The 17,013-nt window shown below is 71.4% G+C and carries 12 protein-coding genes; 7 read left to right on the top strand and 5 right to left on the bottom strand.

Features of this window, described 5'->3' with window-relative positions; all coding sequences use genetic code 11:
* Positions 1-2: 2 nt before the first annotated feature.
* Together uidA and ACIHFD_RS62600 are read right to left on the bottom strand one after the other, a co-directional pair.
* Entirely contained in the window at positions 3-1,763 is a 1,761-nt protein-coding gene (gene uidA, locus ACIHFD_RS62605; RefSeq protein WP_397375063.1) for a beta-glucuronidase, read from the bottom strand.
* Positions 1,763-2,953: a family 1 glycosylhydrolase gene (locus tag ACIHFD_RS62600; RefSeq protein ID WP_397375062.1), complete on the bottom strand. Its 1,191-nt coding sequence runs from the start codon at positions 2,951-2,953 to the stop codon at positions 1,763-1,765. Before ACIHFD_RS62600 ends, uidA begins: the two co-directional genes overlap by 1 nt.
* An 85-nt stretch (positions 2,954-3,038) precedes the next feature.
* On the opposite strand from ACIHFD_RS62600, the gene ACIHFD_RS62595 reads away from it, so the two are divergent.
* The 4 genes from ACIHFD_RS62595 to ACIHFD_RS62580 all read left to right on the top strand — a co-directional run bounded on the left by ACIHFD_RS62595 (position 3,039) and on the right by ACIHFD_RS62580 (position 7,232).
* Positions 3,039-3,671: a TetR/AcrR family transcriptional regulator gene (locus ACIHFD_RS62595; RefSeq protein WP_350727575.1), complete on the top strand. Its 633-nt coding sequence runs from the start codon at positions 3,039-3,041 to the stop codon at positions 3,669-3,671.
* Between the two features lie 194 nt (positions 3,672-3,865).
* On the top strand, positions 3,866-5,185 hold the full coding sequence (locus ACIHFD_RS62590) for a cellulase family glycosylhydrolase (protein ID WP_397375061.1): 1,320 nt from the start codon (positions 3,866-3,868) through the stop codon (positions 5,183-5,185).
* Between the two features lie 73 nt (positions 5,186-5,258).
* On the top strand, positions 5,259-6,458 hold the full coding sequence (locus tag ACIHFD_RS62585; RefSeq protein WP_397375060.1) for an ROK family protein: 1,200 nt from the start codon (positions 5,259-5,261) through the stop codon (positions 6,456-6,458).
* Positions 6,459-6,506: 48 nt separating this feature from the next.
* On the top strand, positions 6,507-7,232 hold the full coding sequence (locus ACIHFD_RS62580; protein WP_397375059.1) for a FadR/GntR family transcriptional regulator: 726 nt from the start codon (positions 6,507-6,509) through the stop codon (positions 7,230-7,232).
* On the opposite strand, the gene ACIHFD_RS62575 is transcribed toward ACIHFD_RS62580, so the two are convergent.
* Together ACIHFD_RS62575 and ACIHFD_RS62570 are read right to left on the bottom strand one after the other, a co-directional pair.
* The gene (locus ACIHFD_RS62575; protein WP_397375058.1) at positions 7,229-8,671 is read right to left on the bottom strand and encodes a pectinesterase family protein; all 1,443 of its coding nucleotides are present in this window, start codon (positions 8,669-8,671) and stop codon (positions 7,229-7,231) included. The two genes, ACIHFD_RS62580 and ACIHFD_RS62575, sit on opposite strands and share 4 nt — an antisense overlap.
* 63 nt (positions 8,672-8,734) lie before the next feature.
* Positions 8,735-10,213, bottom strand: a complete 1,479-nt coding sequence (locus ACIHFD_RS62570; RefSeq protein WP_397375057.1) for an RICIN domain-containing protein — start codon at positions 10,211-10,213, stop codon at positions 8,735-8,737.
* Between the two features lie 374 nt (positions 10,214-10,587).
* Here ACIHFD_RS62570 and ACIHFD_RS62565 point away from each other — a divergent pair, with 374 nt between their 5' ends.
* Together ACIHFD_RS62565 and ACIHFD_RS62560 are read left to right on the top strand one after the other, a co-directional pair.
* Complete coding sequence (locus ACIHFD_RS62565) at positions 10,588-14,427, top strand: Pls/PosA family non-ribosomal peptide synthetase (RefSeq protein ID WP_397375056.1); 3,840 nt, start codon at positions 10,588-10,590, stop codon at positions 14,425-14,427.
* Positions 14,424-15,695, top strand: coding sequence for a M1 family metallopeptidase (locus ACIHFD_RS62560; RefSeq protein WP_397375083.1), 1,272 nt, complete (start codon positions 14,424-14,426; stop codon positions 15,693-15,695). The genes ACIHFD_RS62565 and ACIHFD_RS62560 overlap by 4 nt, the downstream gene beginning before the upstream one ends.
* Before the next feature lie 28 nt (positions 15,696-15,723).
* On the opposite strand, the gene ACIHFD_RS62555 is transcribed toward ACIHFD_RS62560, so the two are convergent.
* Positions 15,724-16,332 carry a pyridoxamine 5'-phosphate oxidase family protein gene (locus tag ACIHFD_RS62555; protein ID WP_350727568.1) on the bottom strand — a complete coding sequence of 203 codons (609 nt, stop codon included), beginning with the start codon at positions 16,330-16,332 and terminating at the stop codon, positions 15,724-15,726.
* 156 nt (positions 16,333-16,488) lie between these two features.
* Between ACIHFD_RS62555 and ACIHFD_RS62550 the strand changes: the two genes are divergently transcribed.
* The gene (locus ACIHFD_RS62550) at positions 16,489-16,785 is read left to right on the top strand and encodes a DUF3817 domain-containing protein (protein ID WP_397375055.1); all 297 of its coding nucleotides are present in this window, start codon (positions 16,489-16,491) and stop codon (positions 16,783-16,785) included.
* Positions 16,786-17,013 lie beyond the last annotated feature (228 nt).

Raw genomic sequence — 17,013 nt, 5'->3', positions numbered from 1 at the left:
CGCTATCCCTGTGGTTTGCGGCTGGCGAGCGACCTCCAGCGGGCCCGCAGCGCGTGGGCGGCGGCCTTGGGCCTGCGGTCGCGGGTGAAGACGCCCTTCTTGTTGCCGTCCACGCGGTGGATGCCGTGGGAGGTCTGGAAGTCGGCGAAGTTCCACACGTGCTCGCCGACGAACGCCTCGATCCGGTCGAACACGCGGTGGTTCATCTCGAGGTAGGCCTGCTGGTACTCCTCGGTCCACGGCGTGTCCCACACCGAGTGCAGGCCGGGCATGGTGTCGGCGCCGTACTCGCTCATCATGATCGGCTTGCCGAACCTGTCGGCCCAGCCGCGCAGGTCGTGCTCCAGGTAGGTCTCGGCCGTGGCGAGGTCGCCGGTGGCGACGTACCAGCCGTAGTAGCGGTTGATGCACAGCACGTCGAAGAGGTCGGCGATGCGGTCGTTGTCGTGCGTGGCGAAGAGCACCGCCGCGTAGCTCACCGGGCGGGTGGGGTCGAGCTCGCGGGTGAGCTCCACCAGCGGCTCGAAGTATTCGCGCGCGCCTTCCTCGTTGGAGGCCGGCTCGTTGGCGATGCACCACATGACGACGCTGGGATGGTTCTTGTCGCGGGCGACCAGTTCGCGGATCGCCTGGGCGTGCGCCTCGCGGGTGGCCTCGCCGAAGGTGTCCGGCGAGAAGGTGGGCCGGGGCGGGGCGCCGGTGAGCCCGGACGCGACGGCGAGGTTGAGGCCCACGGCGGCGGTCTCGTCGATGACGACGATGCCGTGCCGGTCGGCGAACTCCATCACCTCCTCCGCGTACGGGTAGTGCGAGGTGCGGAAGGAGTTGGCGCCGATCCAGTCCATGAGCTGGAAGTCGTGCACGAGATAGGCGTTGTCGTGGCCCTTGCCGCGCACCGGCGTGTCCTCGTGCTTGCCGAAGCCGGTGAAGTAGAACGGCTCGCCGTTGATGAGGAACTCGGTGCCGCGCACCTCCACCGTCCGCACGCCGAACGGCTCGGGGTAGCTGTCGACGACCTGCTCTCCGTCCAGGATCTCGGCGACCAGGTCGTAGAGGTAGGCCGTGCCGGGCCGCCACAGCCGCACGTCCTCGATGCGCAGGATGCCGTTCGCGCCGTCGGCCGTGGCGACCTGGGCGCCGGTGGCGTCCAGCACGCGGACGCGGACCCGGGCGGGCGCGCTGGTCCGGACCGTGTACTCCACCGTCCCGTCCATGGCGGTGACGACGGTGATGTCCTCGACGTGGACGGCGGGACGGCTGCAGAGCCACACCGAGCGGGCCAGGCCCGCGTAGTTGTAGAAGTCGTGCAGGTACGTCTGCCGGCGCCGCCCGTCGGCGGTCACGGTGATCGTGCCGGGCGGGATCGTCGTGTCGGTCAGCTCGTTGTTGACCCCGATGGTGAGGCGGAACTCCTGCCCGGCGCGTACGTGCTCGGTGATGTCGGCCTCGAAGGGCGTGTAACCGCCCACGTGCTCGGCCACCAGGACGTCGTCGACGTAGACCCGGCCCTGGTGGGTGGCGGCGTCGACGCGCAGGACGACGCGCTCGCCGGCCCAGCCGCGCGGCACCCGCACCTGCCGCTGGTACCAGGCCCAGCCCACATGGTCGCGGATCGCGCTGTCGGTGAACAGGTCGTTGTAGCTGGCCGGGACCGCCGCCTCCAGCGTGGTGTCGAGCGGGCCGGGGCCGCCGTCGAGGGCGAACCGCCAGAGCCCGTCGAGACCGACCAGCTCGCGGGTGGGGGTGGAGCGCGGCTTCAGCATCAGATCTCCCCTCGGCGGGCGACCCCGCCCAGCCAGGCCAGGCTCGGCTTGGGGTGGCGCTCGAACGTCGTGCGGTCGACGGCGATGAGCCCGAAGGTCGGCTCCCAGTGGCCCCACTCGAAGTTGTCCAGCGCGGTCCAGTGGAGGTAGCCCCGGACGTCGATGCCGTCTTCCATGGCGGCGAACAGGTGGCCGAGGGCCTCGGAGGTGTAGGCGATCCGCCGCGTGTCGTCCGGGGTGGCGATGCCGTTCTCGGTGACGAGGATCGGCGTGCGGCAGGTCGTCTCCCAGGCGTGCCGGACGGCGATGCCGATGGCGTCGGGCCGGTAGGCGTTGCCGGTCATCGTGTTGTCCGGGTGTTGCGGGTGCGGGACGACGCCGTTCTCGTCGACGGCCTGGCTGGAGTAGGACTGCACGCCGATGAAGTCGTCGCCGCGGGCGGCCTCCAGGTAGAGGTCCTCACGGACGTGACGCACCTCGCGCAGTTTGTCCTCGTTGCCCGGGGTCGAGGTGAGCGCCTGGCAGGCCACCGTCCAGCCGACGGCCGCCCCGGTGTGCTGCTTCAGGATCGCGCGGGCCGCGTGGTGCGCCTCGGCCAGCCGTTCGCCGATCTCCGGGTCGGGGTCGGGGAGCACCGGCCGCGCGGCGCCCTCGACGGTGGGGCTCATCCACTCCTCGGTCGACCGCTGGGTGGCCCGCGCGTCCCGGGCCATCCCGATCATGAGGGCGAGCATGTTGGGCTCGTTCATCGTGCACACCCACTCGACGCCGTCGAGGATGCTCGTGGCCTCCCGCACGTACGTCTGGAAACGCTGGGTGGCGTCCTCGGCGAGCCAGCTGAACCAGCGCGGGTTCGTGAAGTGGTGCAGGGTGATGACAGGGGTGAGACCCAGGTCGAGGGCGGTGTCGATCATCCGGCGGTAGTGGGCGAGCTCGGCTCGGCTGAACTCCCCGGGGACCGGCTCGATGCGGGCCCACTCGATGCCGAAGCGGTAGGCGTTGAGCCCGGCCTCGGCCAGGAGGCGCATGTCCTCGGCGAAGCGGTGGTAGCTGTCGACCGCGTCGCCGCTGCGCTGCATGCCGGGCATCTGCTGCTCGAGGGCCCACCAGTCGCTGTTGACGTTGTTGCCTTCCACCTGGTGCGGCGCGGTCGCCGCACCCCAGAGGAAACCGGAGGGGAGCTGGGGCATGGTGGAGTTCCTTGCTCGAGACCATGGGTGTCGGCGACACGCTAGCATGAAAACCGAATCGCGATACTAATTTGGAGGGGCGTCCATGATGGCATCCGGCAACCGCGGCCCGTACGCGAAGACGGCGGCGGTGCGCCGGCGCGTCCTCGAGGCCTGCGTGGACGCGTTCGGCGAGACCGGCTTCTACGGCGCCACCATGAAGGACATCGCCAAGCGCGCCGGCATCAGCCACACCGGGCTGCTGCACCACTTCCCCCGCAAGGAAGACCTGCTCCTCGGGGTGCTGGAGCTGCGTGACGAGCGCGGCACCGAGTTCCTGGAGGCGGCCAAGGTGCTGGACCCGGCCGCCGACCCCGTCGAGACCCTGAAAGGCATGATCGCCGTCATCGTCGACAACGAGCTCCAGCCGGGACTCATGGAGCTGCACTGCGTCGTGTCCGGCGAGGCGACCTCTCCCGACCATCCCGCGCACGCCTACTACGCCGACCGCTACCGCAATCTGCGCCGCTTCTACGCCGACACCTTCACCGCCCTGGCCGAACGCGACGGGCTGCGCCCGGCGATCGACCCCGAGACGCTGGCCACCATGACCATCTCCCTCATCAACGGCCTGCAGGCGCAGTGGCTCTTCGACCGCGACTCCGTGAAGGTCGAATCCGCCATCCGCGAGTTCTTCCTCTCGGTCATTCCAGGGCTGCCCCGCGCGGCCCTGTCGTGAGCAGACTTATTTAACGGCTGAAACTTTCAGGTGATCCCTCGCCTTCCCCGGGCCGGTCGTCGCAGGCAGGGGCATGGATCGGCGCTTCGCGCGGGGCGGACGTGATCTCCCCTGCTTCTCCGGCCTTCGGCGGCTCTATAGCGTGTGGGGCGCTTCCCGCCCCGGATGGCCGGGGCCCGACCACGAGGTAGGTCATGAGAAGAAGGCTTCTCGCCCTCGGCGCCGCCGTGCTCGCGGCCGTCGCGTCGGTCTTGGTGTACGTCCAGTCCGCGTCCGCGGCCGCGGGCCTGCACGTCAGCGGCACGAAGATCGTCGAGGCCAACGGCCGGGAATTCATCATGCGGGGCGTCAATCACCCCCACGTCTGGTACACCAGCCAGACCGGCTCGTTCGCCAACATCAAGGCGCTCGGCGCCAACACCGTGCGCGTCGTGCTCGGCAGCGGCAAGCGGTGGGGCCCGTCCACCGACGTCGCCAACGTCATCTCCCTGTGCAAGCAGAACAAGCTGATCTGCGTGCTGGAGGTGCACGACACCACCGGGTACGGCGAGGAGGGCGCCGCCGCCTCGCTCGACGAGGCGGCCGACTACTGGATCAGCCAGAAGAGCGCGCTCGTCGGCCAGGAGAACTACGTCGTCATCAACATCGGCAACGAGCCGATCGGCAACACCAGCGCCGCCCAGTGGACCGCCGCCACCGCGAACGCGATCAAGAAGATGCGCAGCAACGGCTTCGAGCACCTGCTCATGGTCGACGCCCCCAACTGGGGCCAGGACTGGCAGTACGTCATGCGCGACAACGCCCAGACGATCCTGAACGCCGACACCCAGCACAACACCGTGCTGTCGATCCACATGTACGCCGTCTTCAACACCGCCGCCGGCATCGTCGACTACCTCAACCGGTTCCAGGCGAACGGGTGGCCGCTGGTCATCGGCGAGTTCGGCTGGCGCTTCAGTTCCAGCGAGGTCGACCACGAGACGATCCTGGCCGAGGCGCAGTCGCGCGGCCTCGGCTACCTCGGCTGGTCCTGGAGTGGCAACACCGACCCGATCCTCGACATGGCGACCGGCTTCAACCCGAGCCAGCTCACCACGTGGGGCCAGCGGATCTTCAACGGCGCCAACGGCATCAAGGCGACCGCCAAGGAGGCCACGATCTACGGCGGCTCGTCCGGCACCCCGTCACCCACCCCCACCCCCACGCCTCCCACCGGCGCCTGCTCGGCCACCTACCAGGTGACCGGCCAGTGGGGCGGCGGCTTCCAGGCCGAGGTCCGGGTCACCGCGGGCAGCTCGGCGATCAGCGGCTGGACGGTGACGTGGGCCTTCGCCAACGGCCAGACCGTCACCAACGCCTGGAACGCGACGGTCAGCAGCAGCGGATCCAACGTGACCGCCCGCAACATGAGCTACAACGGCAGCCTCGGCGCCGGAGCCGGTACGACCTTCGGGTTCCTGGGCTCGTGGAACGGCAGCAACAGCGTCCCCACGCCGTCCTGCGCCGCCCGCTGACGGAATGACGGCCCGGGCCGGACGCACCGGCCCGGGCCCGGCTTTCTTTGGCACCCGAAGTAAGGGAGACCGAGTGGCCGGGAGGCCGAGAACCCGCGGGATCGTGCTCAACCGCATACGGGCGGCGCGCACCATCAGCCGGATCGAGCTCGCCGCCGAGTCCGGGGTCACGCCGGCGACCATCACCCAGGTGGTCCGCGAGCTCATGGACCACGGGCTGGTCGTCGAGGTCGGGCGCGGGGCGTCCACCGGCGGCAAACCCCGGACGCTGCTGCAGCTCAACCCGCGGGCCCGGTACGCGGTGGGCGTCCTGTTCGAACGCAACACCTGCGTCGTCGTCCTCGCCGACCTGACGGGCCGGCCGGTCGCGCGGACCTCGTTCCCCGGCACGGCCCTGCTGCCTCCCGGGCAGGGCCTCACGCTGGTGGCCTCGCGCGTGAACGCCCTGCTCGACACCGCCGGGGTCGATCGCGGGAAGGTGCTCGGGGTGGGGCTGGCGACGTACGGGCCGCAGGACCGGCGGGCGGGCGTACTGCTGACCCACCAGCCGACCGCCGAATGGTTCGGATACCCGGTCGCGCCGCGCCTGTCGGAGATGCTGGGCCTGCCGGTGCTGCTCGACAACGACGCGGCGGCCGCGGCGATCGGGGAGTACTGGCTGGGGGCGGTGGACACACCCGCGTTCGGCTGTGTCTACATGGCCAGCGGCATCGGCGGGGGCGTCGTCGTGGACGGCGAGCTGTACCGGGGCAGCTCCTCCAACGGCGTCGAGATCGGCCACATCACGGTCGACCTGGACGGGGGGCCGTGCGGCTGCGGCAACTACGGCTGCCTCGGCAACTACGCCGATCCCACCGCGGTGATCAGGCAGGCGCTGGAGGCACCGAGCCTTGGCCGGCGGCTGGGGCTCGACCCCGCCGACACCGACGTCATGGCCGCGTTCGGCCGCATCGCGACCGCGGCGCTGGCCGGAGACCCGGAGGCGCGTACGCTCATCGAGCGCTCCGCCCGCCACCTGGGCACCGCCGCCGTCACCATGGCGAGCCTGTTCGACCTCGACACGATCGTGCTCGCCGGGCCCAGCCTCGCCGCGGCGGGCCCGATCTACCAGTCGGTCGTCCAGGAGGAGGTGCGGCGGCGCACCTTCGCCCGGCGCGCGCACCCGGTGCGGGTGGTCTCCTCGGTCAGCGGCTCGGACGCGGCCGCGATCGGCGGGGCCGTGCTCGTCCTGCAGGGCGAGCTGGCCGTCCTCGAGCTGGCTCATCTTCATTAATATGATTACTTTTTGTTGCAGGCGGCCCGGCCATGGCATGATTCCGGCATGGAGGAGATCGGAAGGGCCGGCGCCCACGACCGCGTGGTCGTCAGTCTCGGCACGGCCATCGTCAACGGCGTCATCGCCCCTGACGAGGACCTCGACGTGGTGGCGCTGCAGGAGCGGTTCGGGGTGAGCCGGACGGCGGTGCGGGAGGCGCTGCGCGTGCTCGCCGCCAAGGGTCTGGTGGGCGCGCGGCCCCGGCGCGGCACGTTCGTCGCGCCGCGCGAGCAGTGGTCGCTGCTCGACGCCGACGTGCTGCGCTGGCGCTTCGCCGCCCAGGTCGACGAGGTGTTCCTTGACGAGCTGGGAGAGGTGCGCCTGACGATCGAGCCCGCGGTGGCGCGCATGGCCGCGCTACGGCGTACCGACCGGGACCTGGCCGCGCTCGAGGACGCTCTGACCGCCATGCGCGAGGCCGCCGGCCGGCCTACCGGCGACCAGGTCGAGGCCGACCTGGCCTTCCACCACGCCCTGTTGCGCGCGGCGCACAACGAGCTGATGGCCCGGATGGCGACCGCGATCGAGGCCGGGTTGCGGCTGCGCGACCAGTTCGTGCACGCGAACCTCACCAGCGAGTCCGCCGACAAGCACGCCGAGGTCCTGCTGGCCGTCCGCCGGCAGCGCCCGAAGGCGGCCGAGACCGCGATGCGAGCGCTCATCGAGCGCTCGATCGCGGACGTCGACATCGCCAAGAAGATCCACGCCGAACAGCGCGGTCACCAGCACTAGCCGGCGGGGTTCCAGCCGTCGCCGCCGGCCAGGTACTTCTGGGGGGTGTAGTTCGCCGCCTGCGCGTCGCTGAGCTGCGGGCGGTTGGCGTTGGTGGTCGCGCCGGCACCGTTGTTCCGATATTCGAGGAAGCGGGCGTTCTTCCAGGAGTTCGATGACATGTCCGTCCACGGCTGCGCGGTCGCGATCGTCGCGCTCAGCGTCGACTCCCGGTAGAGCACCTGCGCGTCGGGCCGCCACGGCCGTCCGAGGGTGGTCGTGTTGTTCGTGGCGCCGGTGATGCGCGACTTGTAGAACAGGAAGCCGTACGTCTTGGCCGCCGCCGTGCTGGCCGCGGTGACGGGACCGCCCGTGCTGCGCTTCTCGTAGATGTCGCAGCTGTGGAAGACGATCGTGCCGCCGCCGAAGATGAAGTCGACGGTCCCTTCCACGTAGGAGTTCTTGACGTACGCGCGGGCCGAGTCGTTGACGAGGAAGGTGTCCTGGTCGCCCAGGATGCGGACGTTCGTCAGCGTGGTGCGGTCGCCGTCCAGCCGCAGCGCGACGGCCTGCGCGCCGCTGGGGACGGTGCTCTCGTCGAGGTCGTTGGAGATCGTCAGGTTGGTGGCGGCGGCGTCACGTGCCGAGATCAGCGCGGTGTAGCTGCCGGAGGTGCCGTGGGTGTAGGCCGAGTGGTTGTTCACGATGAGGGTGTCCGACGGGGACGAGCCCAGGCCCTGCAGCGTCACGTACGGCTTGTTGACGACGACGATCTCCCGGTAGGTGCCCGGCTTGATGGTGATCACCACCTGGCTGCTGTTGCCGGCCGGCACCGCGTCGATCGCCGCCTGCACGGTCCGGTAGCGGCCGGTGCCGTCGGACGCCACCGTCGGAGTGGCCGATCCGGAGATGGAGTTGAAGGTCCACTGCATGCGGGCGACGTCGGAGCAGGTCTCCTGGACGATCGGGTTGTTGCCCGCCGTGGAACCGTCCTTGTTGCTCACGCACAGCCCGGTCGCGACGCTCTTCACCAGGTACTTGCCGGAGGCGGCCGTCGAGGGCGTGAGGGTCCACTGCTGGTTGGTCTTGCTGCCGTCGCCGCAGCCCCACTGCTGCAACTGCGTACCGGAGACCGTCGAAGCCCCGGGTACGTCGACGCACCGGCCGCTGCCGCCGTTGACCAGATTGAACGCGCTCCCCCGCGCCACCGCCTTGAACTGCTGATCGAGCGCGGAGGCGGCGCAGGCGGTCTGGACGAGCAGGGCGCCGTTGTCGGCCGAAGCGCCCGTCACATCGACGCACTTGCCGCTCGACCCCGACACCAGCGTGTAGACGCCGCCGTCGGCCGGGGCCGCGGCGGCCGAGCTCACTCCGGTGGAGAGGGTCAGGACGGTGACGGACACCGCCAGGACGACCGCGATCTTCGCGGCGCGTGACGGTGCCTGGATGCCGTGGCGCATGATCGGTCCTTTCCTGAGGTGGGGGTGCCCCGGGCCGGCTCTGGGGCCGGCCCGGGGTGTCGATCACAGGCCGATGTTGGCCTGCGGGCCCGCGTAGGTGCGAAGGAGCGCCGGGACCTGCGCCGCGGGGTCCAGCGTGTAGGAGTAGAAGGAGGACGGCGTGAAGGCGGAGCCGCCGGTCTCCCGCTGGCCCGTCGAGTTGACCACGATGCTGCCGCTCTGGCGGAGCTCGGCGGCGTCGTCCCTGTAGTAGGGGTCCTTGACGTTGTCGTAGTAGCTGTTCTCGAGCACCATCTTGGTGGCGCCGCGCGAGTAGTTGCCGTAGCCGGCGATGTTCTGCAGGTAGTTGTTGTACAGGTGGGCGTAGGCGACGTTGTCGGTGCTGGGGTTGCGCTGGTTGTTGTCGTGGATCCAGTTGTGGTGGATCGTCATCCGCGCCGTGACGTTGTCGGTCCAGCCGATGCCGAACGCCTTGTTGTTCTCCGACAGGACGTTCCAGGACACGGTGAGGTAGCTGGTGTCCTTGCGGCTGTCGATCAGCCCGTCGTTCATCCGGGTGATCGTGTTGTGGTCGATCCAGATGTGGTGGGCGGTGTCCATCTGGATGCCGTCGTAGTCGTACAGCTTGTCGTCGGGGTCGTCGTCGGCCATGCGGGTGTCGCGGATGGTCAGGTTCCGGATGATGACGTTGCTGACGCCGGTGCCGAGGAAGAAGCCGCCGTTGACGATGTGGCCCCTGGTGCCGACGCCGACGATGGTCTTGTTGGAGGCGACCTTGATCTCGGTGCCGTACGGCGTGACGGTGATGGCGCCGTTGACCTTGATGACGTACGGGGCGGCGGCGGTGGCGTACTTCACCAGGTCGGCATAGGTGGTGACGGTCACCGTGGGACCGGCCGCGCCTCCGGTGGTGGTCGACAGGCCGCTGCCGCTGGTGGCGGCGAACCCGTCGGCGTTGTCGGACCAGACCCGGTCGCCGGACGAGGTGGAGTTGACGGACCACTGCATGCGGGCGACGTCGGAGCAGGTCTCCTGGACGATCGGGTTGTTGCCCGCCGTGGAGCCGTCCTTGTTGCTCACGCACAGCCCGGTCGCGACGCTCTTCACCAGGTACTTGCCGGACGCGGCGGAGGAAGGCGTGAAGGTCCACTGCTGGTTGGTCTTGCTGCCGTCGCCGCAACCCCACTGCTGCAACTGCGTACCGGAGACCGTGGACCCGCCCGGCACGTCGACACACCGGGTGCTGCCACTGTTGACCAGATTGAACGCGCTCCCCCGCGCCACCGCCTTGAACTGCTGATCGGCGGCGGTGGGGACGCAGGCGGTCTGGACGAGCAGAGCGCCGTTGTCGGCCGAAGCGCCCGTCACATCGGCGCACTTGCCGCTCGACCCCGACGCCAGGGTGTACACGGCTCCGTCGGCCGGGGCCGCCGCCTGCGCCGGTCCCGCGGACGTCACCAGCGCGGTGGCGGTGACCAGGACGGCGGCCATGGGGACGCCGATCGATCGGGTGCGGCCTTTGATGGTTGTGAGCAGATTCATTGATCGCATCCTCGAAGGTCGAGAGGAATCTCCGCATCGGACGAATCAGCGCGCTTCACTAAATCGCCGCCCTCCGCGTCAGTGCGCTGAGGTTACGACCGCGTTTCTGATTACGTCAATCCATGAAACAAACAGGAGGTAGCTGGTCGAGCCCCCGTTTTCAGAGCCCCTGACGGCCGGTCAGCCCACCCTTGCGGCGTTTTTCGCTGGTCATTGCATGACCCGGGGTGAAAGGCGGCGGGCCGTCATCCGAAAAATTTCGATGATTCGGCGGCGCGCCCATCTGAAACTTTCCTCGGCCACCCGACGGGCCGGTCCGTAACCCGGTGCGCGTACTCTGGCATGTCACCCGTCGTCCATCCAGGGAGCACCGCTTGCGCAGCAATCCGGCCGATTTACGCCTGAGGGCGGCGACCGCGGTCTACCCCGCGGGCGTGCTGGCCCCATCGCCCCGTACCCTCATCGACGTCCTCGACGAGACCGCGCGCCGCCACCCGCACGCGCCGGCGATCGACGACGGCACCGTGGTCCTCGACTACCTGTCGCTGCGCGCCGAGGTGGACCGGCTGGTCGCCGGGCTCGCCGAGGCCGGGGTCGGCCGCGGCTCCCGCGTCGGCGTGCGCCTCGCGTCGGGGACCGCCGAGCTGTACGTGTCCATCCTCGCCGTGCTCGCCGCCGGCGCCGCCTACGTGCCCGTCGACGCCGACGACCCGGCCGAGCGCGCGGAGACCGTCTTCGCCGAGGCCGGCGTGGACGCGATCGTCTCCGGGGAGCTCACGGTGACCGGCACCCCGGGCCGGGCGCCCGCGCCGCCGGAGCCCGGCGACGACGCGTGGATCATCTTCACCTCCGGCTCGACCGGCAAGCCGAAGGGCGTCGCGGTGACGCACCGGTCCGCCGCCGCGTTCGTGGACGCGGAAGCGGGGCTGTTCCTGCAGGAGCGGCCGCTGGGCCCCGGTGATCGGGTGCTGGCCGGGCTCTCGGTGGCCTTCGACGCCTCCTGCGAGGAGATGTGGCTGGCGTGGCGGCACGGCGCCTGCCTCGTGCCCGCGCCCAGAGCCCTGGTGCGCACCGGGATGGACCTGGGCCCTTGGCTGGCCGCCCACCGGATCACGGCCGTCTCGACCGTGCCCACGCTGGCCGCGCTCTGGCCGGCCGAGCACCTCGACGGCATCCGGCTGCTCATCTTCGGCGGCGAGGCCTGCCCGCCCGAGCTGGCCGAGCGGCTGGCCGTGCCGGGGCGCGAGGTGTGGAACACGTACGGGCCCACCGAGGCCACCGTGGTAGCCACGGCGGCGCGGCTCACCGGCGAGGGCCCGGTCCGCATCGGCCTGCCCCTCGACGGGTGGGACCTCGCGGTCGTGGACGGCACGGGCGAGCCGGTGGCCATGGGCGAGACCGGCGAGCTGGTGATCGGCGGCGTCGGCCTGGCCCGCTACCTGGACCCGGCCAAGGACGCCGAGAAGTACGCGCCGCTGCCCTCGCTGGGCTGGCAGCGCGCCTACCGCAGCGGCGACCTCGTACGCGCCGAACCCGACGGGCTCATCTTCGCCGGCCGGGCCGACGACCAGGTGAAGCTGGGCGGCCGCCGGATCGAGCTGGGCGAGGTGGACGCGGCGCTGCAGGCGCTGCCCGGGGTCGCGGGCGCGGCCGCCGCCGTCCGCACCGCCGGCGGCGGCCACCAGGTGCTCGTCGGCTACCTCGTCACCGAGCCCGGCTTCGACCTGGCCCAGGCGCGCGAACGGCTCGCGGACACGCTGCCCGCGGCCCTGGTGCCGCGCCTGGCGCCGGTCGACTCGCTGCCCACGAGGACCTCGGGGAAGATCGACCGGGCCGCGCTGCCGTGGCCGCTGACCGAGCCGGCCGCCGCGGAGGTCGCGCTGAGCCCGGCCGAGGCGCGGCTGTCCGGTCACTGGACCGCCGTCCTCGGCGTGCCGCCGAGCGGCCCCGACGCCGACTTCTTCACCGACGGTGGCACCAGCCTGGCCGCTGCCCGGCTGGTGTCGGTCCTGCGCGCCGACCATCCCGACGTGGCCGTGGGCGACGTGTACGCCCAGCCGACGCTCGGTGGGCTGGCCCGGCTGCTGGGCGGCAGGGGCGAGGCCGAGCCGGATCGGCCGCCGGTGACCCCGATGCCCGGGCGGTCCGCGCTGGCCCAGTCCGCGCTCATGGTCGTGCTGCTGAGCGCCGGCGCGGCGCGCTGGATCGTGCTGCTCGCCGCGCTCGGCAACCTGCTCGCGCCGTCGTGGGCTCCCCTGTTGTCGTGGGGGTGGGTGGCGCTGGGCGCGCTGCTGTTCGTCACCCCCGCCGGGCGGATGGGCCTGTCCGCGGGCGTGGCCCGGCTGGTGCTGCGCGGCGTTCGGCCCGGCGCCTATCCGCGCGGCGGCGGCGTGCACCTGCGGGTGTGGTTCGCCGAGCGGTTCGCGGAGCGGCTCGGCGTGCCCGACCTGGCCGGGGCCCCGTACATGGCGTGGTACGCCCGGCTGCTCGGCGCCCAGGTGGGCGCCGACGCCGACCTGCACTCGCCGCCGCCCGTCACGGGGCTGCTCAAGCTCGGCAGAGGCGCCTCGGTCGAGCAGGAGGTCGATCTCAGCGGCTACTGGTACGACGGAGACCTGCTGCGCGTCGGCGAGATCAGGATCGGCGCGGGCGCGACCGTCGGCTCCCGCTCGACGCTGCTGCCCGGCACCAGGATCGGGAAGAACGCCCAGATCGCTCCCGGATCGGCGGTCGCCGGCACCGTGCCGGCGGGCCAGCACTGGGCCGGCGCGCCGGCGTTCCGGCAGGGCAAGTCCCGCAGGTCGCGCCCGGCGGAGCGGCCCGCCCGCTCCCGGTTCTGGGCCGCCGTGTACGGGGTGAGCGCCATGGTGCTCAGCCTGCTCCCCGCCGTCGCGGCCGCGGCCGGGCTCGCGGTCCTGGCCGCGTTCGCCGGGGACGCGCGCACGATCGGCGCGGCCCTGGCCGCCGCCCTGCCGGGCGTGCCGGTCGCGACCCTCGCGGGCATGGCGGCCTTCGCCCTGGTCACGCTGGTCAGCGTGCGGCTGCTCGGGCTGGGCCTGCACGCGGGCCGTCACCCGGTGCACAGCCGCCAGGCGTGGCAGGCGTGGGCGACGGGACGGCTGATGGCCTCGGCTCGGGTCTGGCTGTTCCCCCTGTACGCCAGCGTCCTGACGCCCGTGTGGCTGCGGGCGCTCGGCATGAAGGTGGGCCGCGGCGTCGAGCTGTCCACGGTTCTCGCGCTGCCCACGATGACCTCCGTCGGCGACGGCGCGTTCCTGGCCGACGACACGATGGTGGCCCCGTACGAGCTGGACGGCGGGTGGATGCGCATCGCCTCCGCGCGGATCGGCAAGCGGGCCTTCCTCGGCAACTCGGGGATGACCGCGCCCGGCCGCAAGGTGCCCAAGGACGGCCTGGTCGGCGTGCTGTCGGCGACGCCGAAGAAGGCCAGGTCCGGCTCCTCGTACGTGGGCATGCCGCCCATGGAGCTGCGCCGCACCGCCGAGGACGCCGACCGCAGCCGCACCTACGACCCGCCCGCCCGGTACAAGGCGGCCAGGGCGCTGGTCGAGGCGTTCCGCGTGGTGCCGGCGATGTGCGCGGTCGCGCTCGCCGTCCTGGTGGCCGCAGCCTTCGAGTGGCTCGCGGCGAGCTACGGCTTCGCGGTGACGCTCGCGCTGGGCGGCGTGGTGCTGCTGGCCGCGGGTGTGGCCGCCGCCCTGGTCGCGACGGCCGCCAAATGGGCGCTGGTCGGCCGGATCCGGGCGGGCAGCCGGCCGCTGTGGAGTTCGTTCGTGTGGCGCAACGAGCTGGCGGACAACTTCGTGGAGGTGCTGGCGGCGCCCTGGTTCGCGCAGCCGTGGCTGGGGACCGCGCCGCTGAACGTGTGGCTGCGTTCACTCGGGGCTCATATCGGGCATGGTGTCACATGTGACACATACTGGCTGCCAGAGGCGGATCTGGTGACATTGGGTGATGGCGCCTGCGTCAACCGGGGCTGCGTCCTGCAGACCCACCTGTTCCACGACCGGGTGATGAACATGGACACGGTGACCCTCGACGCGGGCGCGACGCTGGGTCCGCACGGTGTGGTGCTGCCCGCCGCGCGGGTGGGCGCCGACGCCACGATCGGGCCGGCCTCGCTCGTCATGCGGGGGGAGTCGGTGCCCGGCCGTACGCGCTGGTTCGGCAACCCCATCTCGGCGTGGCGATGACACCGTACTTCCCCGGGCACGGCGACCACCGCTACATGGTGTCGCACTATGACCTGGCGCTGAAGTACCGGTTGGCGAACAACCGGCTCGACGGCACGGCCCAGCTGACGGTGACGGCCGCCGAACCCCTCGGCGTGCTCGACCTGGACCTCGGCCGCTTCCGGGTCGAAGGCGTCACCGTGGACGGCGTTCCCACCCGCCACACGCACGGCCAGGGCAAGCTGCGGGTGACGCTGCCCTGGTCGCTGGCCGCGGGCGCCGTCGCCGGTGTCGAGGTCCGCTACGGGGGCAGGCCGGTGCCGGTGCCGAGCCCGTGGGGCGGGCTGGGCTGGGAGGAGCTGTCCGACGGCGCGCTGGTCGCCGGGCAGCCCATCGGCGCGCCGTCCTGGTTCCCGTGCAACGACCGGCCCGGGGACAAGGCGACGTACCGGATCTCCGTGACGACCGCGTCGCCGTACGTGGTCATCGCGAACGGGGCGCTCACCGGCCAGCGCCGCGCGGGCGGGAACACGACCTGGGTCTACGATCAGCCCGAGCCGATGGCGAGCTACCTGGCCAGCGTGCAGATCGGGCGCTACCGGCTCGCGGAGGTCGCGGGCACCCGGGTGGCCCATCCGACGCGCCTGGCCACCCGCGTCCGGCACGACTTCGGGCGGCAGGGCGAGATGATGGCGGTCTTCACCGACCGTTTCGGGCCCTATCCGTTCGGCGGCTACGTCGTCGTCGTGGTCGACGACGAGCTGGACATCCCGGTCGAGGCGCAGGGCATGTCGATCTTCGGCAGGAACCACGTGGACGGGCGGCGCGGGTTCGAGCGGCTGGTGGCGCACGAGCTGGCGCACCAGTGGTTCGGCAACAGCCTCACGTTGTCCCGCTGGAGCGACATCTGGCTGCAGGAGGGGTTCGCCACCTACGCCGAATGGCTCTGGTCGGAGGCCTCGGGCGGGCAGCCCGCCGCCGCCCACGCCCGGCGCTGGCACCAGCGCCTCACCGCCCTCCCGCAGGACTTCATCCTGACCGACCCCGGGGTGGGCACGCTGTTCGACGACCGCGTGTACAAGCGGGGTGCGCTGACCGTGCACGCGCTGCGCCGGGCGCTGGGCGACGAGGTCTTCTTCCCCATGCTGCGCGACTGGACGGCGGGGCGCCGGCACGCGAACGTCACCACCCAGGACTTCGCCGCGCACGTCCAGCGGCACGCCGCCCAGACGGCGGGGCCGCTGCTGTCGGCCTGGCTCCACGACAAGCCCCTGCCCCCGCTCCCCTGACGGGCTCCGGGGCCTTCGTCGGGGCGCCCTAATACTGGTTCATCCTGGCGTCCATGGCGAGACCCGCGTCGATCACCTTCGCCGGAACTCCCTTGATGCCCATCTGGTCCTTGGCGATCCGTCCGAGCGTCGGCAGGCTCTTGCGGTCCGGCCAGGTCTCGGGCTTCCACAGCGACGAGCGCAGGAACGCCTTCGCGCAGTGCATGTACAGCTCTTCGACGTCGACGAGGACCGCCAGGTGCGGCCGCTTGCCCTGGACCACCAGGTCGTCGAAGAACGGCGCGTCCGACACGAGCGTGGCGCGGCCGTTCACCCGCAGCGTCTCGTTCATCCCCGGCACGATGAACAGCAGCCCGACGTGGGGGTTGTCCAGCACGTTGCGGAAACTGTCGAGCCGGTGGTTGCCGGGGCGGTCGGCGAGGACCAGCCGGTGGTCGTCGAGGACCAGCACCGACCCGGCCGGGTCCCCTCGGGGGGAGACGTCGCAGGTCCCGTCCGAGTTCGACGTCGCCAGCAGGACGAACGGCGAGTGGGCGATGATCGTGCGCGCGTGCTCGTCGATCCGGGCGATGTCCTTGTCCCAGATGGTCTGCGGCGGCTCTTTCACGATCTCCCGGAGCTCGGCCTCGGTCGTCACCGTACGGATCTCAGAAGGATTTCCCATCATCCAAAGATAAGGTAAGGCTAACCTTCGCAACAGGAGATCACGCCATCGAGGTGCGGCAAGACCGATGATCAGGCTGCGCTCTACAGCCTGTAGAGTGAGCGCGATAATCGGACGAAAGGGTAGATTGTGCTGCGCTGGTTTCGACTCGTGGCGGTGGCCGAGGCGTGCTCGTGGGCGGGGCTGCTGGTCGGGATGTTCTTCAAGTACGTGACCGAGACCGGCGAGCTCGGCGTGAAGGTGTTCGGGCCGATCCACGGCGCGCTGTTCGTGCTGTACGCGGCCGGGGTGATGCTCTCGGCGCGGGAGGCGGGCTGGAGCCGGGGCACCGTGGTGCTGGGGCTGGCGTGCGCGGTGCCGCCGTTCACCTCGGTGTGGTTCGAGCGGCGGATGGCGGCGCGTACGGCGGCCGGACAGCTCGCCTGACCCCGACGGCGAGTAGGCCGCGAGCAGCAGGGTGATGCCGTTGGCCTGGGCGGAGATGATCTCGACCCGTTTGAGGCCGTAGGTGAAGCCGTCACGCGGCGGTCGGGGGGGGGGGGGGGGGGGGGGCGGGGGCCGGCCCGCCCCCCCCCCCCCCGGGCCCCGGGGGGCGGGGGGGCCGGGGGGGGGGCGGCGGGCGCCGCGCGACGAAAAAAGAACAAATGAGCACTC

This window comes from Nonomuraea sp. NPDC051941 (genome assembly GCF_044593615.1).
This window is presented reverse-complemented; position numbering and strand designations above follow the sequence as displayed.